Origin of the sequence: Bradyrhizobium sp. PUT101, assembly GCF_052043945.1 — a bacterium.
In the GTDB taxonomy this organism is placed as follows: Bacteria; Pseudomonadota; Alphaproteobacteria; order Rhizobiales; family Xanthobacteraceae; genus Bradyrhizobium.
Genome location: NZ_CP197207.1, coordinates 4293064 through 4316870, shown reverse-complemented (window position 1 = coordinate 4316870; position 23807 = coordinate 4293064). Strand labels below are relative to the sequence as shown.

General features: G+C 64.8%; 19 protein-coding genes. 10 read left to right on the top strand and 9 right to left on the bottom strand.

Annotated elements, in window-relative coordinates:
- Nucleotides 1-250: 250 nt before the first annotated feature.
- From ACSHT2_RS20900 to ACSHT2_RS20885, 4 genes are all read left to right on the top strand, one after another.
- On the top strand, nucleotides 251-1465 hold the full coding sequence (locus ACSHT2_RS20900; protein WP_440636208.1) for an aminotransferase class I/II-fold pyridoxal phosphate-dependent enzyme: 1215 nt from the start codon (nucleotides 251-253) through the stop codon (nucleotides 1463-1465).
- Nucleotides 1466-1474: 9 nt separating this feature from the next.
- Nucleotides 1475-3952: a DNA translocase FtsK gene (locus tag ACSHT2_RS20895; protein WP_440636206.1), complete on the top strand. Its 2478-nt coding sequence runs from the start codon at nucleotides 1475-1477 to the stop codon at nucleotides 3950-3952.
- A gap of 152 nt (nucleotides 3953-4104) precedes the next feature.
- Nucleotides 4105-4860 (top strand): outer membrane lipoprotein carrier protein LolA, encoded by a 756-nt coding sequence (locus ACSHT2_RS20890; RefSeq protein ID WP_440642892.1) that lies wholly within the window; start codon nucleotides 4105-4107, stop codon nucleotides 4858-4860.
- Between the two features lie 132 nt (nucleotides 4861-4992).
- The gene (locus tag ACSHT2_RS20885; RefSeq protein WP_440636204.1) at nucleotides 4993-5808 is read left to right on the top strand and encodes an exodeoxyribonuclease III; all 816 of its coding nucleotides are present in this window, start codon (nucleotides 4993-4995) and stop codon (nucleotides 5806-5808) included.
- 144 nt (nucleotides 5809-5952) lie between these two features.
- Here the strand turns inward: ACSHT2_RS20885 and ACSHT2_RS20880 are convergent, their stop codons facing one another.
- Nucleotides 5953-6396, bottom strand: coding sequence for a Crp/Fnr family transcriptional regulator (locus tag ACSHT2_RS20880; RefSeq protein WP_124161988.1), 444 nt, complete (start codon nucleotides 6394-6396; stop codon nucleotides 5953-5955).
- Between the two features lie 60 nt (nucleotides 6397-6456).
- Nucleotides 6457-7143, bottom strand: coding sequence for a response regulator transcription factor (locus ACSHT2_RS20875; protein ID WP_008142830.1), 687 nt, complete (start codon nucleotides 7141-7143; stop codon nucleotides 6457-6459).
- Between the two features lie 202 nt (nucleotides 7144-7345).
- On the opposite strand from ACSHT2_RS20875, the gene ACSHT2_RS20870 reads away from it, so the two are divergent.
- Both ACSHT2_RS20870 and ACSHT2_RS20865 read left to right on the top strand, forming a co-directional pair.
- Nucleotides 7346-7915, top strand: coding sequence for a L,D-transpeptidase family protein (locus ACSHT2_RS20870; RefSeq protein WP_440636202.1), 570 nt, complete (start codon nucleotides 7346-7348; stop codon nucleotides 7913-7915).
- A 6-nt stretch (nucleotides 7916-7921) separates the two neighbouring features.
- The gene (locus tag ACSHT2_RS20865; protein WP_440636200.1) at nucleotides 7922-8707 is read left to right on the top strand and encodes a 2-keto-4-pentenoate hydratase; all 786 of its coding nucleotides are present in this window, start codon (nucleotides 7922-7924) and stop codon (nucleotides 8705-8707) included.
- A gap of 59 nt (nucleotides 8708-8766) precedes the next feature.
- Here ACSHT2_RS20865 and ACSHT2_RS20860 read toward each other — a convergent pair whose 3' ends face one another.
- A complete protein-coding gene (locus ACSHT2_RS20860) occupies nucleotides 8767-9456 on the bottom strand; it encodes a YggS family pyridoxal phosphate-dependent enzyme (RefSeq protein WP_440636198.1) in 690 nt (229 codons plus the stop codon).
- A gap of 109 nt (nucleotides 9457-9565) precedes the next feature.
- Between ACSHT2_RS20860 and ACSHT2_RS20855 the strand changes: the two genes are divergently transcribed.
- Nucleotides 9566-11269 (top strand): diguanylate cyclase domain-containing protein, encoded by a 1704-nt coding sequence (locus ACSHT2_RS20855; protein WP_440636196.1) that lies wholly within the window; start codon nucleotides 9566-9568, stop codon nucleotides 11267-11269.
- Between the two features lie 124 nt (nucleotides 11270-11393).
- On the opposite strand, the gene ACSHT2_RS20850 is transcribed toward ACSHT2_RS20855, so the two are convergent.
- Nucleotides 11394-12440 (bottom strand): GGDEF domain-containing protein, encoded by a 1047-nt coding sequence (locus tag ACSHT2_RS20850; RefSeq protein WP_440642891.1) that lies wholly within the window; start codon nucleotides 12438-12440, stop codon nucleotides 11394-11396.
- Between the two features lie 190 nt (nucleotides 12441-12630).
- Here ACSHT2_RS20850 and leuS point away from each other — a divergent pair, with 190 nt between their 5' ends.
- The 3 genes from leuS (at nucleotide 12631) to holA (ending at nucleotide 16963) form a co-directional block, all read left to right on the top strand.
- The gene (gene leuS, locus ACSHT2_RS20845) at nucleotides 12631-15267 is read left to right on the top strand and encodes a leucine--tRNA ligase (RefSeq protein WP_440636195.1); all 2637 of its coding nucleotides are present in this window, start codon (nucleotides 12631-12633) and stop codon (nucleotides 15265-15267) included.
- The gene (gene lptE / locus ACSHT2_RS20840) at nucleotides 15254-15805 is read left to right on the top strand and encodes an LPS assembly lipoprotein LptE (protein ID WP_319338518.1); all 552 of its coding nucleotides are present in this window, start codon (nucleotides 15254-15256) and stop codon (nucleotides 15803-15805) included. The genes leuS and lptE overlap by 14 nt, the downstream gene beginning before the upstream one ends.
- 129 nt (nucleotides 15806-15934) lie before the next feature.
- Entirely contained in the window at nucleotides 15935-16963 is a 1029-nt protein-coding gene (gene holA / locus ACSHT2_RS20835) for a DNA polymerase III subunit delta (RefSeq protein WP_440636193.1), read from the top strand.
- A gap of 167 nt (nucleotides 16964-17130) precedes the next feature.
- On the opposite strand, the gene ACSHT2_RS20830 is transcribed toward holA, so the two are convergent.
- From ACSHT2_RS20830 to mnmE, 5 genes are all read right to left on the bottom strand, one after another.
- Nucleotides 17131-18015 carry a ParB/RepB/Spo0J family partition protein gene (locus tag ACSHT2_RS20830; protein WP_440636191.1) on the bottom strand — a complete coding sequence of 295 codons (885 nt, stop codon included), beginning with the start codon at nucleotides 18013-18015 and terminating at the stop codon, nucleotides 17131-17133.
- A 165-nt stretch (nucleotides 18016-18180) separates the two neighbouring features.
- Nucleotides 18181-19047, bottom strand: a complete 867-nt coding sequence (locus ACSHT2_RS20825; protein WP_028181374.1) for a ParA family protein — start codon at nucleotides 19045-19047, stop codon at nucleotides 18181-18183.
- A 28-nt stretch (nucleotides 19048-19075) separates the two neighbouring features.
- Nucleotides 19076-19849: a 16S rRNA (guanine(527)-N(7))-methyltransferase RsmG gene (gene rsmG, locus ACSHT2_RS20820; protein ID WP_440636189.1), complete on the bottom strand. Its 774-nt coding sequence runs from the start codon at nucleotides 19847-19849 to the stop codon at nucleotides 19076-19078.
- A gap of 9 nt (nucleotides 19850-19858) precedes the next feature.
- On the bottom strand, nucleotides 19859-21739 hold the full coding sequence (gene mnmG / locus ACSHT2_RS20815; protein ID WP_440642890.1) for a tRNA uridine-5-carboxymethylaminomethyl(34) synthesis enzyme MnmG: 1881 nt from the start codon (nucleotides 21737-21739) through the stop codon (nucleotides 19859-19861).
- A 518-nt stretch (nucleotides 21740-22257) separates the two neighbouring features.
- Nucleotides 22258-23616, bottom strand: a complete 1359-nt coding sequence (gene mnmE, locus ACSHT2_RS20810; RefSeq protein ID WP_440642889.1) for a tRNA uridine-5-carboxymethylaminomethyl(34) synthesis GTPase MnmE — start codon at nucleotides 23614-23616, stop codon at nucleotides 22258-22260.
- Between the last annotated feature and the right edge of the window lie 191 nt (nucleotides 23617-23807).

Sequence of the window (23807 nt, the reverse complement as noted above, 5' to 3'; positions counted from 1 at the left end):
CCGCCAAACTCGTCGTGCCCGAGCTTGTCCCGGGCATCGGCGTTCCTGGATGTCACCGGAAAGGCCGTGGATCAGCGGCCTCGACCGGGCCATGCATCCGGTTGTGATCCGGGCTCGATATTCCCGCTCTGGACGCAGGCGGCGGCCGATGGTTAATCGCGTCTTAACCTCGCCCTATCTATGGTGAACTGAACCGCTTCCCGCCGGTGCCTTCGCGCGACCGGCTGTTCCAAGAGTGCTGGCGCCCAGAATGGCTATGACCGCTTCATCCCGTGCGCCGCTGGCCGGTGGAAGCCCCGACAGCGACCGCTCGCCCTTCATCCGGCTGAACGAGCTGCTGGCGCCGCATCAGCCGGGCAAGCCCTTGATCACGCTTGCAGTCGGCGAGCCCCAGCATCCCGTGCCCGACTTCGTCGGCCCGGTGCTGGCGAAGCACATCGCCGATTTCGGCCGCTACCCGCTCGGCAAGGGCATCGAGCCGTTCCGCAAAGCCGCCGGCGCCTGGCTGTCGTCGCGCTTTAAGCTGCCGCGGCCGCTCGATCCCGAGAGCGAGATTCTCGTCCTCAATGGCAGCCGCGAAGGGCTGTTCTTCGCGGCGATCACCGCGGCGCGCTATGTCGGGCCGCGTCCCGGCAAGCCTGTGATCCTGATGCCGAACCCGTTCTATCCGGTCTATGGCGCCGGCACCCGCGCCGCGGCTTGCGAGCCGGTCTATCTGCCGACCACGGTCGAGAACGGCTTCCTGCCCGATCTCGATGCCATCGACGAGGCTACACTGGCGCGCACGGTGGCGTTCTATCTGGCTTCGCCGGCCAATCCGCAGGGCTCGGTCGCCTCGCCTGATTATTTCAGGCGATTGAAGCAACTCGCCGACCGCTACGGCTTCGTGATCCTCAGCGACGAGTGCTATTCCGAGATCTACACCCGGCAGGCTCCGGGCAGCGCGCTGGAATGCGCCGGCCCCGACTTCACCCGCGTGGTTGCGTTCCAGTCGCTGTCGAAGCGCTCCAACCTGCCGGGCATGCGCGTCGGCTTCGCCGCCGGCGACAAGAAGTTCATCGGCATGTTCCTGGAGCTGCGCAACGTTGCGGCGCCCCAGGTGCCGGTGCCGCTCCAGCACGTGGCGACCGTCGCCTATGGCGACGAGGCGCATGTCGAGGAGAACCGCAGGCTGTACCGGATCAAGTTCGATCTGGCAGACCAGATCATCGGCAACCGTTACGGCTATCGCCGGCCTGATGCGGGCTTCTGCGTCTGGCTCAACACGTCCGCCCTCGGCGACGACGTGTCGGTGACGTTGAGACTGTTCAAGGAAGCAGGCGTGCGCGTGGTGCCCGGCAGCTATCTGGCCCGGCTCCAGCCCGACGGCTTCAATCCCGGTGCAGGCTACATTCGACTCGCACTGGTGCAGGATGGAGAGACCACGGCGCAGGCGCTGCACCGCCTGGTCGAGACTCTGGGTTAGGCGGGGCCCATGAGCATGTCGGCAATCGAACGCGTCATTCCGCTGGTCGGCCATCTGCCGCCATCGATCCGCGAGGGTCTGGCGCGGCGCATGCGCGAGCTCACCGGCCTCGGCCTGATCGCGCTGGCGGGCGTCGCCTCGGCCGCGCTGATGACGTGGTCGGTGCAGGATCCCAGCCTCAGCCACGCTACCTCGCGGCCGATCCGCAACATCCTCGGCTATGCCGGCGCGATCGGTGCAGACCTCGCGATGCAGATTCTCGGGCTCGGCGCCATCATGCTGGTCCTGACGGTTGCGGTCTGGGGCTGGCGCATGATGACGCATCGCCCGTTCGACCGCGAAGCGCTGCGGCTCGGCTCCTGGATTCTCTGCACGGTGATCGCGGCAGGCTTCGTCAGCTGCTGGCCGCATGGCGGCGCATGGCCGCTGCCGACCGGCCTCGGCGGCGTGGTCGGCGACGCGCTGGTCCGCGCGCCGGCGGTGATTTTCGGGCCGGCCGGCACGATCTACCGCATGGTGCTGGGCACGATCCTGTTCGCCGCGATGACCGCGACCTTCCTGATCGCCTGCGGCCTTGGCGCGCGCGAGCAGGACGACGAGCTCGCGGAGATCGAGGATGATGACAAGCCGCTCGACGAAGACGAGGAGAGCGATCGCGGCTCCGTATCGCTGGGTTGGCTGTTCCACGCGCTGATGAGCACCAAGGCGCGGCTGATCTGGCTGCTTGGCGCCGCGTACCGCTCGCTGGTCTCGAGTGGACCGAAGACCAAAGCGGTTTCGTTCAGCCGCCAGGAGCCGAATCTGGGCGGCGGTCGCGCCGCGCCCTCGATCTCGCCGCAGTCCGAAGACGAGGGCCATGAGGACGAGCACGAAGAAGAGGAAGACGAGGAGGAGGAAGAGGAGCAGCCTGCCGCGCGCGCCCCACGCAAGAAGGCCGCACCGAAGGCCACGGCGAAGAAGTCCTCTGAGAAATTCGACCTTCCGTCCGTCTCCATGCTGGCCGCCCCGAAGGCCGGCGATCGCCAGCCGCTCAGCAAGGCCGAGCTGGAGACCAATTCCCGTTCGCTCGAAGGCGTGCTGCAGGATTTCGGCGTGCGCGGCGAGATCGTGAAGGCCAATCCGGGTCCCGTCGTCACGCTGTACGAACTGGAGCCGGCGCCTGGCATCAAGTCCTCGCGCGTGATCGGACTTTCCGACGACATCGCCCGCTCGATGAGCGCGCTGTCGGCGCGCGTCGCGGTCGTGCCCGGCCGCAACGCGATCGGCATCGAGCTGCCGAACGCGCATCGCGAGAAAGTCTACTTGCGCGAATTGCTGGTGGCGAAGGAGGCGACTGAGACGGTGGCAAAGCTGCCATTGTGCCTCGGCAAGACCATCGGCGGCGATCCCGTCATCATCGATCTCGCCCGCACGCCGCACATGCTGATCGCCGGTACCACCGGCTCGGGTAAGTCGGTCGCGATCAACACCATGATTCTCAGCCTGGTCTACCGGCTGCGCCCGGACCAGTGCCGGCTGATCATGGTCGACCCGAAGATGCTCGAGCTCTCCGTCTATGACGGCATTCCCCATCTGCTCACGCCCGTCGTGACCGATCCGAAGAAGGCGGTGGTCGCGCTGAAATGGGCCGTGCGCGAGATGGAAGAGCGCTACAAGAACATGGCCAAGCTCGGCGTGCGCAACATCGACGGCTACAATACGCGCCTGCTCGAATTGAAGGCCAAGGGCGAGGAGCCGACGCGCACGGTGCATACCGGCTTCGACAAGGAAACCGGCAAGGCGATCTACGAGGAAGAGAAGCTCTCGCTCGACCCGCTGCCCTACATCGTCATCATCGTCGACGAAATGGCCGACCTGATGATGGTCGCCGGCAAGGACATCGAAGGCGCGGTGCAGCGTCTCGCGCAGATGGCGCGCGCCGCAGGCCTGCACGTGATCCTTGCCACGCAGCGTCCGTCGGTCGACGTCATCACCGGCACCATCAAGGCGAACTTCCCGACCCGCATCGCCTTCCAGGTCACGTCCAAGATCGACAGCCGCACCATCCTCGGCGAGATGGGCGCCGAGCAGCTGCTCGGCCAGGGCGACATGCTCTACATGGCCGGCGGCGGCCGCATCAGCCGCGTGCACGGACCTTTCGCCTCCGACGAGGAAGTCGAGAAGGTGGTGCGTCACCTCAAGACGCAGGGACAGCCGGAATATCTCGAAGCCGTGACCGCCGAAGAGCCGACCGAGGACGAGGATGGCGCCGTGTTCGATGCCACCGGCATGGGCGGAGATGGCGGCGGCGATCTATTCCAGCAGGCGGTTGCGATCGTCAAACGTGATCGCAAGGCCTCGACCAGCTATATCCAGCGCCGCCTGCAGATCGGCTACAACCGCGCCGCATCGCTGATGGAGCGCATGGAACTCGAAGGCATCGTCGGTCCCGCCAACCACGCCGGCAAGCGCGAGATTCTGGTCGAGGAAGAAGACAGCCATATGTGAGGCAAGCGGCCCCTGAACATCATTTCACGCGAAATCGTTATCTGCTTTTGCCCGAAATCACGCTAGAAAGGCGCCCAGCCATACAGGACGACGCGTTGATCAGACATCCGCACATTCGATTCGCCGCAACCATCGCCGCGCGAGGCGTGCGCGTGGCCGGCGTGCTTCTCGTCACCGCCGCGATGGTGACTGCGTCCTCGTTCGCCCAGACCGTGCCCGTGCCGAAGCCTGCGCCGAAGGGCCGCGGCGATGGCGGGCCGGCCGGTGGGCCCGCTGTGACCGGCGCAATGCAGACGCCACCGAATCCGGTCATCCCGGATCCGCGACGCAACGTGCCGAGCAGCATCTTCCAGACCTTCGATGCCAACCAGAAAGCGCAGGCGGCCAAGGTCAGCGCCTACCTGTCGTCGCTTCAGACATTGGTCGGTAATTTCGTCCAGGTCGGCCCCGACGGCAGCAAGACACAGGGCGATTTCTACATCCAGAAGCCCGGCAAGGTGCGCTTCGAATATGATGCGCCGAGCCCGATCGACATCGTCGCCGACGGATCGTCGCTGGTGGTGCGCGACCGCAAGCTCGCGACCCAGGACATCTATCCGCTGTCGCAGACGCCGCTGCGCTTCCTGCTGTCCGACCGCATCGACCTGATGAAGGACACCAACGTCGTCAACGTCTCGGTCGACGACGTCTTTGTCAGCGTCACCATCGAGGAGAAGCAGGCGCTGGTCGGCACCAGCCGGCTGCTCCTGATGTTCGGCGCCAAGGACGGCCAGCTCAAGCAGTGGACCGTTACCGACCCGCAGGGCTACGACACCACGATCGCGGTCTACAATCTGGATTCGAGCAAGAAGCTCGACCCCAACATGTTCAAGATCGATTTCACCAATTACGGCCCGTCACCGGGCTGAGATAGCATGACCGCTCCAATCACCGTCATACCCGGGCTTGTCCCGGGCATCCACGTTTTTGGGTCCGACAAAAAGACGTGGATGGCCGGGTCAAGCCCGGGCATGACGGATGGAGTTTATTAGATCGTTCCCATGCGTCTTTCCCTGACAACCTGGAACATCAACTCGGTGCGGCTGCGCATCGACCTGGTCGCGAAATTCCTGAAGAGCGCGCGGCCGGAGGTGCTGTGCCTGCAGGAAACCAAGTGCATCGACGACGCCTTTCCGCTGAAGCGCTTCAAGCGACTCGGCTACGAGCACGTCGCGCTGAACGGGCAGAAGGGCTATCACGGCGTCGCCATCGTCTCGAAGATTCCCTTCGAGTCCAAGGACATCCGCACCTTCTGCGACAAGGTGGATTCGCGCCACATCTCGGTGTCGTTCGGCGAGAAGGCTGGCATCGCAAAGCCGCTGGTGCTGCATAATTTCTACGTGCCCGCCGGCGGCGACATTCCCGATCCCGCGCTGAACGAGAAGTTCGACCACAAGCTTCGCTTCCTCGACGAGATGAAGGCGTGCGAACCGCTGCATCCGCGCGGGGAGGACCGCCACATCCTGGTCGGCGACCTCAACGTCGCCCCGCACGAGAACGACGTGTGGTCGCACAGGCAGCTTCTGAAAGTCGTCTCGCACACACCCGTCGAGACCGAGAAGCTGAAGGCGGCGCTCGCCGCCGGCGAATGGATCGACGTCGCGCGCGAGCGCATCCCGATGTCGGAGAAGGTCTATACGTGGTGGAGCTATCGTTCCGCCGACTGGACCGTCGGCGACCGCGGCCGCAGGCTCGATCACATCTGGGTCTCGCGTGCGCTGAAGGACGCGGTCAGCGATTTCAAGATCCTGCGCGACGCGCGGAGCTGGGAGCGGCCGTCGGACCACGTGCCGGTGACGGTGACGCTGGATCTATGATCGTCACCTGTCATTCCGGGGCGCGCGCAGCGCGAGCTATGGTGCGCAATTGCGCACCTGAGAATCCATCAGGCGGCAGAGTTGGTGGATGAATGGATTCCGGGCTCGCGACTTCGTCGCGCCCCGGAATGACAGGTGAGAGACTCAGGACGTCAGCTTCGCGCCGGCCATCAGGATGTCGCTGGCGATCTGGCTGGAGCGCACCGCGAATTCGTCGCGGAGGCGCACGGCGGCGGCGGGGTCGCTCTCCAGCACACGCTGGAACAGGCTGCGTGCCACGCGGATGACGGAGGAATGCTCCAGCGCGATCGCACGCGATGGCCGCTTCATCGGCACCACCAGTGCGAGCTCGCCGATCAGCGCGCCGGGGCCGGCGATCATTTCGGCGCCGGCGCCGTCCTCGACCCTGAAGGCGCCGCGCTGGACCACGAAGCCGGCATCGGCGTCGTCGCCGAGATTGAACAGGACGTCACCGCGGACGAAGTCACGCTGCTCGGAACCGATCGCCACCATGCGCAACGAGGCGTCTCCCAACAGGCGCAGTGTCGGGACACGCTCGAGAAGCGCTACGTCGTCGTCGATTGACATTCCGGTCCGTGGCTCGAGGAACGCGCCAATTTACGACGAATCGCGCGTTTCCGGAACGTATCACGGCACCAGCTTGTAGCCACCGGCTTCCGTGACCAGGATCTCGGGGTTGGCGGCGTCCTTCTCGATCTTCTGGCGAAGCCGATAGATGTGGGTTTCCAGCGTGTGGGTGGTGACGCCGGAATTGTAGCCCCAGACCTCCTGGAGCAGGGTCTCGCGCGACACCGGCATCTGGCCGGCCCGGTAGAGGAAGCGGAGAATCGCCGTTTCCTTCTCGGTCAGGCGGACCTTGCGCGCATTGGCCGCCGTCAGCATCTTCGAGCCGGGACGGAAGGAGTAGGGGCCGACCGAGAACACCGCGTCCTCGCTGGCTTCGTGCTGGCGGAGCTGGGCACGGATGCGGGCCAGCAGCACGGCGAAGCGGAAGGGTTTTGCGACATAGTCGTTGGCGCCGGATTCCAGCCCCAGGATCGTGTCGGAATCGGTGTCGTGCCCGGTCAGCATGATGATCGGGGCCTTGAATCCGCCCTTGCGCAACGAACGGACAACTTCGCGGCCGTCAGTATCGGGCAGGCCGACATCCATCAGGACGAGATCCGGAGAATTGGCCTTTGCAGCGCTCGCGCCCTTGGCGCCGGTATCGACCGCGGAGGCTTCGAATTCTTCGTGCAGCGATAATTGCTCCACCAACGTATCGCGCAGATCGGTATCGTCATCCACGATCAGGATCTTGCGGGCATTGGCCATAGGGGGTCATCCTTTTAGGGTCCGGCTCGGCGCGCATCCATGCCGCACCCAGCCGCGAGGGGAAGTTTAGGGTCGCCGTTGTTATTGTTGTTCGTGTTGAAGTAGTGGGCTGTTACCGATTCACAAGCCAGAAGCACTCTAGCTCAGAATAGCAGGGCGATTTGATGAATGTCCTGTAATGAATTCGACATTGCACGTTCACATGAAAAATAAAGCAGCTTCAGTTGGTTACGCCAGGAATCGAAGCGCGGGGCCGCTGTCTGCGATCCGCGTTAAGGCTGCGGCCGGTAACCCGCGCCGGGGCTGGCTGACGGCCGGGACGCTGACCATTCCGGTTGCATTGGGGCGGGGTGGCATTCTGGCCAACAAGCGCGAGGGCGATGGCGGCACGCCCAAGGGCAACTTCCGTCCCAGGCGGCTGTGGTGGCGGGGCGACCGGCACAGCCGCCCCCCGACGTTCTTGCCGACCCGGATGATCACCGGCGCAGACGCCTGGTGCGAGGATCCACGGGACCGCCGTTACAATCAGGGCATCCGGCTCGGGGAGGGGCAGGGCGGTGACCGGCTCAAGCGGGCCGACCACCTCTATGACTTCATCGTCGAGATCGACCACAACACCAGACCACGCATCGCCGGCCGCGGCAGCGCGGTGTTCCTGCACCTCGCCCGCGACAATTTCGGCCCGACCGCGGGCTGCGTCTCCATGACGAAATCTGCGATGCTGCAATTGCTGCGGCGCCTGGGCCCGCGAACAAGAATCATCATCGGGTGAGGGTGCATGCTCGACAAGGATCAGATCGCCGCCGCTTCGCAGGTCCTGGTTCAACACTGGCGCGACGGCACCAAGATCGACGCACTCGAGGCCCGGCTGCGGCCGCAGAGCCGCGCCGAGGGCTACGCCGTCCAGGCCGCGCTCGAACGACAATTGCGCGGGAAATTGTTCGGCTGGAAGATCGCGGCAACGAGCGAGGCCGGACAGAAGCACATCAATGTCGCAGGCCCCATGGCCGGACGCATCATGAGCGACACCGTGATCGCTGACGGCGGCACTGCGTCGATGAAGGGCAACGAGATGCGCGTCGGCGAGCCGGAATTCGCCTTTCGGATGGGGCGCGATCTGCCGCCGCGCGCGGCGCCGTACACCGTCGACGAGGTGCTCGCCACCGTCGAGACGTTGCATCCCGCGATCGAGATTCCCGATTCGCGCTTTGTCGATTTCGCTGGCGCCGGCGAGGCCCAGCTCATCGCCGACAATGCCTGCGCGCATCTGTTCGTGCTGGGCGCGGCGACGGCGGCGGACTGGCGCGCGATGGATCTCGTCGCGGAACGCCCGCAGATCACGCTGCGCGGCGAGCATTATATCGGCCACGGCAGGAATGTGCTGGGCGATCCCCGCGTTGCGCTCGCCTGGCTTGCCAACGAGCTGCGCGGGCTCGGCATCACGTTGCGGACAGGGGAGGTGGTGACGACGGGCACATGCCATCCGCCGCTGCCGATCCAGGCCGGCGATCATTTCGCGGCGGACTTCGGCGTGCTGGGCAAGGTGTCGGTGCGGTTTGTGTAGGCGCGGCACGCTCCGCTGTCGTTGCGAGCTTGTTTGGCTCCCGCCCTCGCTGACGGCGACTATCTGTGCCCGAAGATCGCACTTCCCACACGCACATGGGTGGCGCCCAGCATGATCGCGGTCGCGAAATCAGCGCTCATGCCCATCGAGAGGTTCTTCAACCCATTACGCGCCGCGATCTTGGCGGTGAGAGCAAAGTGCGCCGCCGGCGGTTCGTCGACCGGCGGGATGCACATCAGTCCGGAGATCGCGAGCCCATAGGTGTCGCGACAGCTCGCGAGGAAGGCATCGGCCTCGCCAGGCACGACGCCGGCCTTCTGCGGCTCCTCGCCGGTGTTGATCTGGACGAAGAGCTGCGGGTGCTTGTTCTGGGATTCGATTTCCTTGGCTAACGCTTGGCAAATGCTCGGGCGGTCGACCGAATGGATCGCGTCGAACAGCGCGACCGCGTCTTTCGCCTTGTTGGATTGCAGCGGCCCGATCAGATGCAGCGCGATATCGGGGTAAGCAGACGTTAACGCCGGCCACTTGCTTTTGGCCTCCTGCACCCGATTCTCGCCGAATACGCGCTGTCCGGCGGCGATGACCGGAACAATTGCATCCGCGGCGAACGTCTTGGACACTGCGATCAGCGTCACCGAGGCGCGGTCGCGCCGCGCGTCCTTGCAGGCGCGGGCGATTTCGGCCTCGACCGCGGCGAGCGCGTTTGGTGAATGGCCGGTTACCGGCGCGGCATTGGCTTCTGTCATGACGTCTCTTGGCTGTGATCGTAGCCCGGGTTAAGTCCAATTTTACCGAGTTCAAGAAACAGTTTTTGAACCCTTCGCTTTACCTTGGCCCATGGGGTGGGTAGCGAAGATGGCAAGCGTCAGTCTCAACCGCAAACGAGCGAAACTCAAGCAGGTTCTGGGAATCCGGGCGCGGCTTGCGTTGCTCGCGGTGATTCTTGTGGCGCCGTTGATGCTCGATCGCATCCGCTCGCTCGAAGACACGCGCGCGCGGCAGATCGCGCAGGCTGCGGCTGAGTTCACCACGGTGGCGAGGCACAGCGCCGATGCGCAGCGCGAGGTGATCTCGTCGGTCGAGACCATCCTGAAATCGGAAGCCTTCATCCGTGCCTCCGTCGAGGGCATCAGCAAGAGCTGCGCCGTGCTGCGCGCAAGCCTGCCGTCGAGCCTCCCCTGGATCCGCACACTGCTGATCGCCGGCCAGGACGGACGCATCCAATGCGCCACCAACAACATGTATGTCGGCCTCGATCTCAGCGACCGGCCCTACTTCCAGCAGGCACAAGAAACCGGCCGCTTCGTTCTGAGCGATTTCATCCTGTCGCGGCCGGTACCGTCGCCGACGGTGATGGCGGTTTATCCGGTCTCCGCCTTCAGCGGCGTACCCGATGCCGTCGTGCTCGCCACCGTCAATCTCGACTGGATGTCGAAGGTCATGAGCAATCTGGGCGGCCGCGCCGGCATCACCGCGGTGCTGGTCGACAGCGCGGGCACCGTGCTGGCGGCCCCCGCCGATCAGCACAGCGCAGTCGGCCGTCCCCTCGACAACATGCCGCTGATGTCCGCGATCGCCGACAAGGCGCTGCGTTCCGACCAGGATGAGGGTTCACTGTCTTTCCTCGCCGCCGACGGTTCCCGCCGCGCGGTCAGCTACATCCGCATCGCCGGCACCAACGCTCGCCTGATCGCCAGCATCGACGAAGACAAGGTGTCCGCGGCGGTCAACCGCGATATCCGCACCGCATATCTCCAGCTCGCTTTCGTCGTCGTGTTCGTCCTGCTCGGCGCGCTGATTGCCGCCGAAAAACTCGTCATCAAGCCGATCGAGATGCTCGTCGACATGGCCAAGCGTCTCGGCGAGGGCGACCTGTCGGCCCGCGCGGCGCGCAATCGGCTGCCGGCCGAGTTCGTGCCGCTGGCCCGCGCCTTCAACGCGATGGCTGCGCAGCTGAGCCAGCGCGAACGCGAGCTGATTGCGAGCAACGACCGGCTGACGGTGATGGCCTCGATCGACATGCTGTCTGGGCTCGCCAACCGCCGCGGCTTCCAGAGCCGGCTCGACTTCGAATGGATGCGCGCACAGCAATATGGCAGCGACCTTGCGCTTCTGATGATCGACGTCGACCATTTCAAGCTGTTCAACGACACCTATGGCCATCTCGAAGGCGATACCTGCCTGACCCGGCTCGGCGAGTCGCTGTCCGGCATCGCCGCCGACACGATGGGCTTCGCGGCACGCTATGGCGGCGAGGAATTCTGCCTCTTGCTGCCGAATACCGACGTGATGCGCGCCGCCGAAATCGGCGAACAGGTGCGCGCGGCCGTGCTGAAACTCTGCCTGCCGCACATCACCTCCAACCACATGATCGTCACGGTCTCGATCGGAGTTGCCGCGACAAAGCCGAACGAGAGCCTGCGTCCAGGCGACCTGATCGAAGCCGCCGACGCCGCGCTCTACGCCGCCAAGCACCGCGGCCGCAACAATGTTGTCGAGCACGGCGTGCAGGCGATCGAGACCGGCGCGGCGGATATGATGATGGTGGCAAGCGCCTAAAGCGCCATGCGATCAGGATGAATGGTCATCGCACCTTAGGTTATTGTTTGAGCATGATCTCCGCGCAGACGCGTTCCGCGTTTGTCGCGAGGGCAAGCCGCTACCCACTTTTCCGGATCGTGCTCTAACCTGCAGCTCCGGCCCGCTCGAGCTCGAGCTCCGTCACCACGCGATTGCGGCCGCCGCTCTTGGCGAGATAGAGCGCGCGGTCGCAACGCTCGATCAGATCGGTGATCGCTTCGCCGGTCCGGTACTGCGCCACGCCGATCGACACGCTGATGTTGGGCAGGATCTCGCCGGTCGAGCGGCGCGTGATCCTGCATTCGGCAATCGCGCGCCTGATGCGCTCGGCGAGCTCGGCACATGCGGCAAGGTCGGCGTCCGGCAGCACCGCGATCAGCTCCTCGCCGCCATAGCGGGCCGGCAGATCCTGCTCGCGAACCTTTTCGCGCAGCACCTTCGCCATCAGGCGCAGCACCTGGTCGCCGACGCCGTGGCCGAAATTGTCGTTGAAGGCCTTGAAGTGGTCGATATCGAGCAAGAGCACGCTGAGCGGCTCGCCCCATTCCGCAGTCGCCTGCGCCTTGCGCAGGAATTCGTCGAGCGCCCTGCGGTTCGCCAGCCCCGTCAGCATGTCGGTCCGGGCGCGCTGCTCGGACCTCGACAGCGAATCGCGGATCACGTCGAGCTCGCGGGTCTTTTCCGCAAAGCCTGCCTCCAGCCGTGTCGCCCTTGTGGCGGCCCGCGTCAGCTCGTTCATGAGCTGGGCGACCAGCAGTTTTGGATCGACGCCGGCCCTGCCCTGGTCGGCCACCTGGCTGATGACCTGCATCTGCGAATGATTGTCGGCGATCGCGGTCGCCAGAAACTCCTTCGCGGCCCCCATGAGCGCCTGGAGCCGCTCGGAGGTGTCGACCACGACGGTACCCACTTGGGGCGCGACGTAGGTCTCGAACAGATCCTGATTGGTACGCGCATCGAAGGGACGATTGTGGTCGATGAGGAGATCGATCGCGTTGCGCAGATCGTCATGGCTGCCTGCGAAGTACTGGAACCAGACCGCAAAATTGGCCGGCATCGGCGCAATCCGCTGTTCGGCCATGCTCCGCATCGCCCGTCCGGCGATGGACGCGGCATAGTCGTAATCGGGATCGTCGAAGCTGGAATCCATCGCGGCCATGGGGTCTTGTCGGGCCGCAAATTGGCATCGACCCCTTAATCACACCCCAACGCGGGCCCTCGTAGTTATGCGGAGGCGCAGTCAAAGTTCCAGAACGCGGCAACCCATTGACCCCCTGAGGTCTTCTATGGCCTAGTCCGCCGTCTTGAGACGGCCGAACCCACGAAAACCCAACGATTCCATGACCTCCGAACGCTACAACGCCCGCGACGCCGAACCGCGCTGGCAACGCCACTGGGACGAGCAGGCGATCTTCGTCTCCAGGAACGACGATCCGCGGCCGAAATATTATGTGCTCGAGATGTTCCCCTACCCTTCCGGGCGCATCCATATCGGCCATGTCCGGAATTACACATTGGGCGACGTGCTGGCCCGCTTCATGCGCGCCAAGGGCTTCAACGTGCTGCATCCGATGGGCTGGGATGCCTTCGGCCTGCCGGCCGAGAACGCCGCGATCGAGCGCAAGGTCGCCCCGAAGGCCTGGACCTACGACAACATCGCCGCGATGAAGAAGCAGCTTCGCTCGATCGGACTGTCGCTGGACTGGAGCCGCGAGATCGCAACCTGCGATCCCAGCTACTACAAGCACCAGCAGAAGATGTTTCTGGACTTCCTGCGGGAAGGCCTCGCCGAGCGCGAGAAGCGCAAGGTGAACTGGGACCCCGTCGACATGACCGTGCTCGCCAACGAGCAGGTGATCGACGGCCGCGGCTGGCGCTCGGGCGCCGTGGTCGAACAGCGGGAAATGAACCAGTGGGTCTTCAAGATCACGAAGTACTCGCAGGAGCTGCTGAGCGCGCTGGACGGGCTGGACCGCTGGCCCGACAAGGTGCGGCTGATGCAGCGCAACTGGATCGGCCGCTCGGAAGGCTTGCTGATCCGCTTCGCGCTGGATCCGGCGACGACGCCGGCCGGCGAGAGCGAGCTGAAGATCTTCACGACGCGGCCCGACACGCTGTTCGGTGCGAAATTCATGGCGATCTCGGCGGATCATCCGCTGGCGCAGGCGGCCGCTGCGAAGAACCCTGAGCTCGCGGAGTTCATCGCTGAGATCAAGAAGATCGGCACTGCGCAGGAGATCATCGACACCGCGGAGAAGCAGGGCTTCGACACCGGCATCCGCGCCGTGCACCCGTTCGATCCGTCCTGGAAGCTGCCGGTCTACGTCGCGAACTTCGTGCTGATGGAATATGGCACCGGCGCCATCTTCGGCTGCCCGGCGCACGATCAGCGCGACCTCGACTTCGTCAACAAGTACAATCTCGGCAACACGCCCGTCGTGTGCCCGGAAGGCCAGGATCCCAAGACCTTCGTGATCACCGACACCGCCTATGACGGTGACGGCCGCATGATCAATTCGCGCTTCCTCGACGGCATGACCATCGAGCAGGCAAAGGAAGACGTGGCAAAGCGTCTCGAGACGGAGCTGCGCGGCAACGCACCGGTTGGCGAGCGTCAGGTGAATTTCCGCCTGCGCGACTGGGGCATTTCGCGCCAGCGCTATTGGGGCTGCCCGATTCCCGTCATTCACTGTCCAAAATGCGATGTGGTGCCGGTGCCGGATGCCGACCTGCCGGTGAAGCTGCCGGACGACGCGACATTCGATAAGCCGGGCAACGCGCTCGATCATCATCCGACCTGGAAGCACGTCACCTGCCCCAAATGCGGGGGCAAGGCCCAGCGCGAAACCGACACCATGGACACGTTCGTGGATTCGTCCTGGTACTTTGCGCGCTTCACCGATCCCTGGAACGAGAACGCGCCGACGACGCCTGCGGTCGCCAACCGGATGCTGCCGGTCGATCAGTATATCGGCGGCGTCGAGCACGCGATCCTGCATCTGCTCTACAGCCGCTTCTTCACCCGCGCGATGAAGGCGACCGGGCACATTGCGCTGGACGAGCCGTTCGCCGGCATGTTCACGCAAGGCATGGTGGTGCACGAGACCTACCAGAAGCCCGACGGCACCTATGTGCAGCCGGCCGAGGTGAAGATCGAGGTCGGCGGCAACGGGCGCCGCGCAATTTTGCTCGCCACCGGCGAGGACATCCAGATCGGCCCGATCGAGAAGATGTCCAAGTCGAAGAAGAACACGGTCGACCCCGACGACATCATCGAGACCTACGGCGCCGACGTGGCCCGCTGGTTCATGCTGTCGGACTCCCCGCCCGACCGCGACGTGATCTGGAGCGACGAGCGCGTCCAGGGCGCCTCGCGCTTCGTGCAGCGGCTGTGGCGGCTGGTGAACGATTCCGTCGAACTCGGCAACGGTGCGCCGGCGGCCCGGCCGGCCAGCTTCGGCCCGGACGCGACAACCTTGCGCAAGGCCGCCCACGGCGCGCTGGACAAGGTCACCACCGGCATCGAGCGGCTGCACTTCAACGTCTGCCTCGCCCATATCCGCGAATTCACCAATACGTTCTCGGAGGTGCTCCAGCGCCCGGGCCAGCCCGCAGCCGACCTGGCGCCAGATCTGGCCTGGGCGATCCGGGAGGCCAGCCAGATCCTGGTCCTGCTGTTCTCGCCGATGATGCCGCATCTGGCCGAGGAGTGCTGGCGCGTTCTGGGCCAGAAGGGGCTGGTTTCGGAGGCCAATTGGCCCCAAATCGAACGCGATTTGCTGGTCGAAGACAGCGTGACTCTGGTGGTCCAGGTCAATGGCAAGAAGCGGGGTGAGGTCACAGTTGCAACAGCGGCCCAGAATCCGGAAATCGAGGCTGCCGTTTTGGCCCTTGATGCGGTAAAGCTGGCCCTGGACGGCAAGCCCGTCCGCAAGGTGATCATCGTTCCCAAGAGGATCGTGAATGTTGTCGGCTAGGATCCGTATCGCAGCCCGCTTGCTGGCAGTCGCTGCATTGGCGGCGCTGACGGCCGGCTGCTTCCAGCCGATGTATGCCGAGCGCACTGACGGCACCCCCGGCCTGCGCGAAAAGCTGATGGGCGTCGAGCTGCCTCCGATCAACAAGCCCAATGCTTCGCGCGAGGCCCGCGTCGGCGTCGAAATCCGCAACGCGCTGGCCTTCAAGCTTTACGGCACGGCGACGGGCATGCCGCCGACCCACCGGCTGGATATCCGCTTCGTCACCAGCCGTTCCTCGCTGATCGTCAGCGCTACGACGGGACTGCCGACCAGCGAAAATCTCGGTATCGACGCCCAGTACAATCTGATCGATGTCGCGACCGGCAAGTCGGTCATGACGGGCTCGACATTCTCGCGCGTGTCCTATGACATGCCGGGGTCCTATCAGCGCTTCTCGCGCACCCGCGCCGTGCGGGATGCCGAGGATCGCGCCGCCAACGAGATCGCCGAGAACATCTCCACCCGGCTCGCCTCGTTCTTCACCGCGGGCACCTGATTCAGTTCCCGTTATTCCGGGCACGCGAAGCGTGAACCCGGAATGTCGATTTCCAGACTCTGGATTCTCTGGTGCGCGATTGCGCACCGCAATTCGCGCTCTGCGCGCCCCGGAATGACGATCTAGACCATGGTCGCGCTGCGCGGAAAAGAGATCGACGCTTTCCTCGCCCGCCCTGATGCGGGCCGTCCGATCATCCTCCTCTACGGTCCCGATGCCGGCCTCGTGCGCGAGCGCGCCGATGCGCTGATCGCATCGGCCGTCGACGATCCCAACGATCCGTTCTCGCTGGTCAGGCTCGACGGCGACGAGCTCTCCGCCGAGCCCTCGCGCCTCGTCGACGAGGCCATGACGGTGCCGCTGTTCGGCGGCCGCCGCGCCATCCGCGTTCGTGCCGGCTCGCGCAGCTTCGCCAGCGGCATCGAGACGCTGGCCGAGATGAACGTGAAGGATTGCCGCATCGTGATCGAGGCCGGCGAGCTTCGCCCGGAATCGCCGCTGCGCAAGACTTGCGAGCGCGCCAGGACGGCCGTGGCGATCGGCTGCTATCCCGACACCGAGCGCGATCTAGCCAGGCTGATGGAGGACGAGCTCCGCATCGCGAATTTGCGGATCGCGCAGGACGCCCGCGCGGCGCTGATGTCCTTTCTCGGCGGTGACCGCCAGGCCTCGCGCAACGAGCTGCGCAAGCTGACGCTCTACGCCCACGGCAAGGGCGAGGTCACGCTGGATGACGTCATGGCCGTGGTCGCCGATGCGTCAGAGCTGAAGCTTGACCCGATCGTCGACGGCGCCTTTGCCGGGCGGCCCGACATCGTCGAGACCGAATTCGCAAAGGCCATGATCGCCGGCACCTATCCCGGCGTGATCATCTCCGCCGCGCAGCGGCAGGCCGCGTGGCTGCACAAATCCGCGCTCGCGATCGCCGACGGCACGCCGGCCTCCGCCGTGCTCGACGGCGGCTTTCCACGCCTGCATTTTTCGCGAAAGCCCGCGGTCGAAACCGCGCTGCGCAATTTCAGCCCGACGCGGCTTGCCGCCATCATCGAGCAGCTCGCAACCGCTGCGCTCGACACCCGCAAGCAGTCCACCCTCGCCGCAGCGATTGCCCAGCGCACGCTGATGGCGATTGCGGCGAACGCAAAGCGGCGGGGTTAACCCTTCGATCTCTCCACGTCATTGCGAACGCAGCGAAGCAATCGAGAATCCCTCCGCGGAAAGATTCTTGATTGCTTCGCAATGCTCGCAATCACGATGTGGATGCAGACGCGCGCCACGCACTCGCCATCGTCCCGCGAACACGGGGACGACGGCGAAGGCCGGGCCTACAGCGCGCCCTTGGCGAGCCGCTTCATCACCTCGTCGAGCTGATCGAGGTTGCGGTAGTTGATCTGCACGGAGCCGCCGGGATCGCGATGATTGACGGTGACCTTGAGACCCAGCGCGTCGCTGACACGCTTTTCGAGGTCGATCGTATCAGGATCCTTTTCCTTCGCGCCGGCGCGGGCCTTCTGCGGCTTGCGCTCGGGCACGCCTTCCTCGTGCGCCAGAGCCTCGGCCTGGCGCACGTTGAGCCCCTCCTCGACGATGCGCTTGGCGGCGGCGAGCGGATCCGGCACGCCGATCAGCGCGCGGGCGTGGCCCGCCGTCAATTCGCCGGTCGCGATGTAGGCCTGCACCTCGGCCGGCAGTTTCGTCAGCCGCATCATGTTGGCGACGTGGCTACGGCTCTTGCCGACCACCTTTGCGATGTCGTCCTGGCTGCGTTTGAACTCGTTGGCGAGCGCGTGATAGCCCTGCGCCTCCTCCATCGGGTTGAGGTCTTCGCGCTGCACGTTCTCGATGATCGCAAACTCCAGCGCATCGCTGTCGCTGACGTCGACCGGAACGATCGGCACGTCATGCAGCCCGGCGAGCTGCGAGGCGCGCCAGCGCCGCTCGCCGGCGATGATCTCGTAGCGATCCTGCGCGCCTTTCACCGGACGCACCACGATCGGCTGGATCACGCCGTGCTGCTTGATGGAGTCGGAGAGCTCCTTGAGCTCGGTCTCCGAAAAGGTGCGGCGCGGGTTGCGCGGGTTGGGCTTGATGAATTCGATCGGCACCTTGCGCTGCGCGCGCGGACGATCGACATGCTGAGCCTCGCCGCCGACGTCACCGATCAGACTCGCAAGACCTCGGCCCAGTCGCGAACGCGCTTCGTCGGCCATCGCCAGCTCCCTTGGATTCAACTCGAACGCTCCTGCTACTTTCGTTCCCCGTCATTCCGGGGCGCGCGAAGCGCGGACCCGGAATCTCGACGTTGTTTAATTTCAAATCTCGGGATTCCGGATCAATTCGCATATTGCGAATTGTCCGGAATGACTCATCTGGATTCAATGCGTCGTGCGCAGCTCGCGCTCGCGCTGGATCACTTCGGTGGCGAGGCGCAAGTAAGCTTCGCTGCCGACGCATTTGAGATCGTAGACAAGCACCGGCTTGCCATAGGACGGCGCTTCGGAGATGCGCACGTTGCGCGGGATCATGGTCTTGTAGACCTTCTCGCCCATGAACTGGCGGACGTCGGCGACGACCTGGTTCGAGAGGTTGTTGCGCGAGTCGAACATGGTCAGCACGATGCCGTGGATCGACAGGTTCGGATTGAGCGTCGAACGCACCTGCTCCACCGTCTGCAGCAATTGCGACAGACCCTCGAGCGCGAAGAACTCGCATTGCAGCGGCACCAGGATGGCGTCGGAAGCAGCCATCGCGTTCACCGTGAGCAGGTTGAGCGAGGGCGGGCAGTCGATCAGCACATAGGTGTAGTCGGCATCCGGCGAGACGTTGTTGTTGAGCGCGCCGATGGCGTCGCGCAGCTTGAAGGCGCGGCCGGGCGTGGTGCCGAGCTCGAGCTCGAGGCCGGAGAGATCCATGGTCGAGGGCGCGATGTGCAGCCGCGGCACCGCGGTCGAGACCACCGCCTCGCGCAACGCGGCTTCGCCGACCAGCACGTCGTAGGTCGAGCAGGAGCGGTTGCGGCGATCGATGCCGAGGCCGGTCGAGGCATTGCCTTGGGGATCGAGATCGACGATCAGGACGCGCTCGCCGATCGCCGCGAGCGCCGTACCGAGGTTGATCGCTGTGGTTGTCTTTCCCACACCGCCCTTCTGATTCGCCAGCGCCAGGATGCGCGGGTGACCATGCGGGACCTCATTGGTCTCCTGGGCCGTCTGTTCTTGCTGCGGTTCGTCAATCACGCTCATCGCAATTCCCCACTCACCCCTGAACGCCTCACCCGCGTCGCTCGACGGACGTCAGCTCCACGATCCAGCCGTCACCCGTGCGGCTTTGGTGGAGCTGAGATTGAATATTCCAATATTTAGCGGCTTCGGTCAATTCAGCCTCTACATCTTGACCCTTCAGAAACAGCGCTTTTGCGCCCTGGCGCATCAGCGGCTCCGCAAAGCCGATGAGTTGATGTAGCGGAGCCAGTGCACGTGCGGTGACGCAATCAACGGGGCCGGTGATTCTATCCACATTATCCCCGATCTCAGCGAGATGTACGACTCCCGGAGATATGGTGACGCGAATCGCTTCGCGCAGGAAAGCCGCCTTCTTGGCGATTCGCTCGACGAGGTGGACGCTCGCGCCCGGCGTCCCCGCCATGGCGCAGGCCAGGACGACGCCGGGGAAGCCACCGCCGCTGCCGAGGTCGGCCCAGCGTTTTGCGGTCGGCGCGAGATCGACGAGCTGAAGCGAATCGGCGATGTGCCGCGTCCAGAGATGCGGCAAGGTCGACGGCGCGACCAGATTTGTCTTGGCCTGCCACTCGCGCAGAAGAGCGATGTAGCGATCGAGCCGGGCTTCAGTTTCACGTGAAACGGGAGCGAGCTTGAGCGCCGCAATCTTGTCGGCTGCGATAATGGCATCCAGCGCATCGTCGTTGGCGCTCGCCTTGTCGATTCTCGGTTTGGCCGGTGCCGGCTCGGCCCGCCGGCCAACACCCTCACCCGCTCCGGGTCGTCGCGATAGCGGCCTATCCCCGCCCGGTCCGCGCTGTTTCACGTGAAACGCCTATGCGATTGCCTTGGAAGTTTTCCGAGCTTCACGGCGCAGATAAGCCGCGAGAATGCCGAGGGCGGCCGGCGTCATGCCATCGATCCGGCCAGCCTGGCCGACGGTGAAGGGCCGGGCCTTCTCCAGCTTGGCCCGGACCTCGTTGGAGAGACCTGGGACCTGCTGGTAATCAACGTCCGACAGCACCATCCCCTCGTCGCGCCTGAACGCTTCGACGTCGGCGCTCTGGCGCTCCAGATAGACATCGTATTTCGCGTCGATCTCGAGGTGAGTGGCGATGACAGGATCGATTGCCGCCAGCTCCGGCCAGATCGCCCGGACCTGGCTCCATCCGATCTCCGGATACGCCATCAGCTCGAAGGCCGACCGGCGCTGGCCATCCCGATTCAGGGACAGACCATGCTTGCTTGCCTCGTTCGGGGTGATGGTCAGGGACTTCGACAGTGTTCGTGCCGCGTTCAGGGCGTCCATCTTGGCGCGGTGATGCCGGGTTCGGGCAGTGCCGACACATCCCAAGGCAATGCCCTTCTCGGTCAGGCGCTGGTCCGCATTGTCGGCCCGCAGCGTCAAACGATATTCGGCCCTGGAGGTGAACATCCGATACGGCTCGCTGATCCCGCGGGTGACGAGGTCATCGATCATAACGCCGAGATAGCCGTCCGCCCGATCGAATACCGTCAGCGCGGCCCCACTGGCGGACAATGCCGCATTCAGCCCGGCCACGATGCCCTGCCCCGCCGCTTCCTCGTATCCGGTGGTGCCGTTGATCTGCCCGGCCAGGAACAGCCCGCGCAGGCGCTTGGTCTGCAGGGTCGGATCGAGCTCACGGGGATCGATGTGGTCGTACTCGATCGCGTAGCCGGGCCGCACCATCTTCACCCGCTCCAGGCCTGGGATGCTGGCGAGGATCGCAAGCTGGACCTCCTCCGGCAGCGAGGTCGAGATGCCGTTGGGGTAGACGGTCGCATCGTCGAGCCCTTCCGGCTCCAGAAAGATCTGATGGCCGTCGCGGTCGCCGAAGCGGACGATCTTGTCCTCGATTGAAGGGCAATAGCGCGGGCCGGAGCTCTTGATCTGGCCGGAGTACATCGGAGAGCGGTGGATATTGGCGCGGATCACCTCATGGGTGGCGGCCGTGGTCCGGGTGATCCCGCACTGGATCTGAGGGGTCGTGATCCGCTCGGTCAGGACCGAGAACGGCTCCGGCGGCTCGTCTCCGGGCTGCATCTCGACGGCAGACCAGTCGATCGTAGTACCATCCAGACGGGGCGGCGTGCCGGTCTTGAGGCGTCCGAGGGTGAAGCCGGCACGCTCGAAGGAGCTGGAGAGGCCCATCGCAGGAGTTTCGCCGACCCGGCCGGCGGGCCAACTCTTCTCACCGAGATGGATCAGACCGCGGAGGAATGTGCCGGTGGTAACCACAACCGCACCCGCCCGCAGCTCCCGGCCATCAGCCAGGCGAAGACCTGTGACCCGCCCTTCGGCCATGATCAGCTCGTCAGCCTCGGCTTCGATCGCCGAAAGGCCCCCGGTCTCCCGGATCGCGGCCTGCATGGCCGCCGCATAAAGCTTCCGGTCCGCCTGGGCTCGCGGGCCACGGACGGCGGGCCCCTTCCGCCGATTGAGAACACGAAACTGGATGCCGCCGGCGTCACCCACGCGACCCATCAGACCATCGAGAGCATCGACTTCGCGGACCAGATGACCCTTGCCGAGACCACCGATGGCCGGATTGCAGGACATCGCGCCGACAGTCGAGAAACGGTGCGTCACCAGAGCGGTCGCGGCACCCATCCGCGCAGCAGCAGCCGCGGCCTCACAGCCGGCGTGACCGCCGCCAATCACGATGACGTCGAAACTCTCTCGCTCTGTTCGCATAGTCGAACTTCTATCCCAGAGCCGAAAAAGCCGGAAGCGGAAACTCGGTGCTGGTGGTGTTTCACGTGAAACAGGAAGGCGGGAGGCTGATGCACTTTTCGCGAAAACAACCCCATGCACAGTAGAATGAGTGTTGTAGACGCTGCTGTTTCACGTGAAACAATGGTCCGAGACGAAGCGATAGCGGGACCGTGCAGCTGCGATCCTGATCCATAACCGAGAAAGAAGCGGTACCTTCGCCGTCATTGCGAACGCGGCGAAGCAATCCAAAATTCCTCCGCGGGAGCAGGATTGCGCCGTCGCAGGGTCCACTCGCAATGACGAGGCTGGGGGGCGCGGCCGGCCCCCTGGCGCCCACACTCCTCATAAAGCGATATCGGACCGCGCAACCCAAACCACGGGACCGAGCAATGGGCGCCGCTGTTTCACGTGAAACAGCCAGAACCATCTCATTTGCTGTTTTCACGTGAAACAAGAAGGAATGGAACAAGCCCTAGTTCTACAATGAAGAACTAGCGCTACTTTCCGATGCAGAATTTCTGGAAGATCGCCCCGAGGACGTCCTCGACGTCCACTCGGCCCAACAGCCGGCCCAAGGCATAGGCGGCGGCACGCAGCTCTTCGGCCGTCAGCTCTTCGCCCTCTTCTACAAGCTCCAGACTCCGGCGCAAGCTGTCCGACGCCTGACGCAGCAAATCGCGTTGCCGCGTCCGGGTCACCAATGCGCCCTCGGTCGCTCCGAAGAAATTGGTCGCGAATGTCACGAGGGCCTCGACCAGTTCCGGAATGCCGTCGCCCAGGCTTGCGGAGATCGCGAACTCGCCTGGCGGCACGTCGCTCTCGCCCCCGCCGAGATCGATCTTGTTGCGGACGATCCAGACCGAGCTGCCCGACGGATCAGCCCCGTCACTGGACCTCCGAAGCGAGTGCATGGCTTCCGGATCGACAGCCTGCCCGCCCTCCACCAACCACAGGACCAGGTCGGCATCCTCGGCTCGCGCCCGCGCCCGACGCACGCCCTCCTGCTCCACGGGATCATCGGTCTCGCGAATGCCCGCAGTATCGATGACAGTGACGGGATAGCCGTCGAGATCGAGCTGCACCTCGATGACGTCGCGCGTGGTGCCGGCATGAGGCGAGACGATCGCGACCTCGCGCCGCGCGAGCTGGTTGATCAACGTCGACTTGCCGACGTTCGGCTCGCCCGCAATCGCAACCACCAGGCCGTCGCGCAGACGTTCAGCTTGTCCCTGTGCCGCAAGGACTTTTGAGATTTCGTCATGCAGCGCTTGGATCGCCCTGACGGCCGGCGCCATCAATTCGGCCGGCACGTCGCCCTCGTCGGCAAAGTCGATGCCGGCCTCGATCAGTGCGGACGCGTCGATGATGCGTTCGCGCCAGTCGCGCGCGCGATCACCAAGCAGGCCCTGCAACTGGCGCAGCGCCTGGCGCCGTTGCCGGTCGGTGTCGGCGTGGATGAGGTCGTCGAGACCCTCGGCCTCGGTGAGGTCGAGCTTTCCGTTCTCGAACGCGCGCCGCGTGAACTCGCCCGGCTCCGCCGCGCGCGTATTCGGAATATTAGAAATCTCCGCGAGGAGCGCCGCGAGCACCGCCCGGCCGCCATGGACATGACATTCGGCGATGTCCTCGCCGGTCGCGCTGGCCGGTCCCGGAAACCAGAGCACGACCGCATCGTCGATCGGCTGGCCTGCGCCATCGCGAAGCAACCGACGGCTCGCCTGCCGCGGCGCCGGCAGCTTGCCGGCGAGGCTTGTCAGCACCAGCCCGGCCTGCGAGCCCGACACGCGCACCACCGCGATCGCGCTGGGCGCCCGGCCGGATGACAGCGCAAAAATGGTCTGGTCTCGCGGATGCATAAGCCCTATTTGTCCGCCTCCTGGCGAAAAGGCAAACTCCCGTTCCCGCCGGCGAGCGGCGGGGTTTTGCTGCATCAAATATTGCAGCAATAGTTCTTGTTGCATTGCAACATATCTACAGCATGTTTGCTGCAAGAGTTCCTCGGCTGAGACAGGTGGGCCGAGCCAAGTTCAATCGTTCTTTTGATATA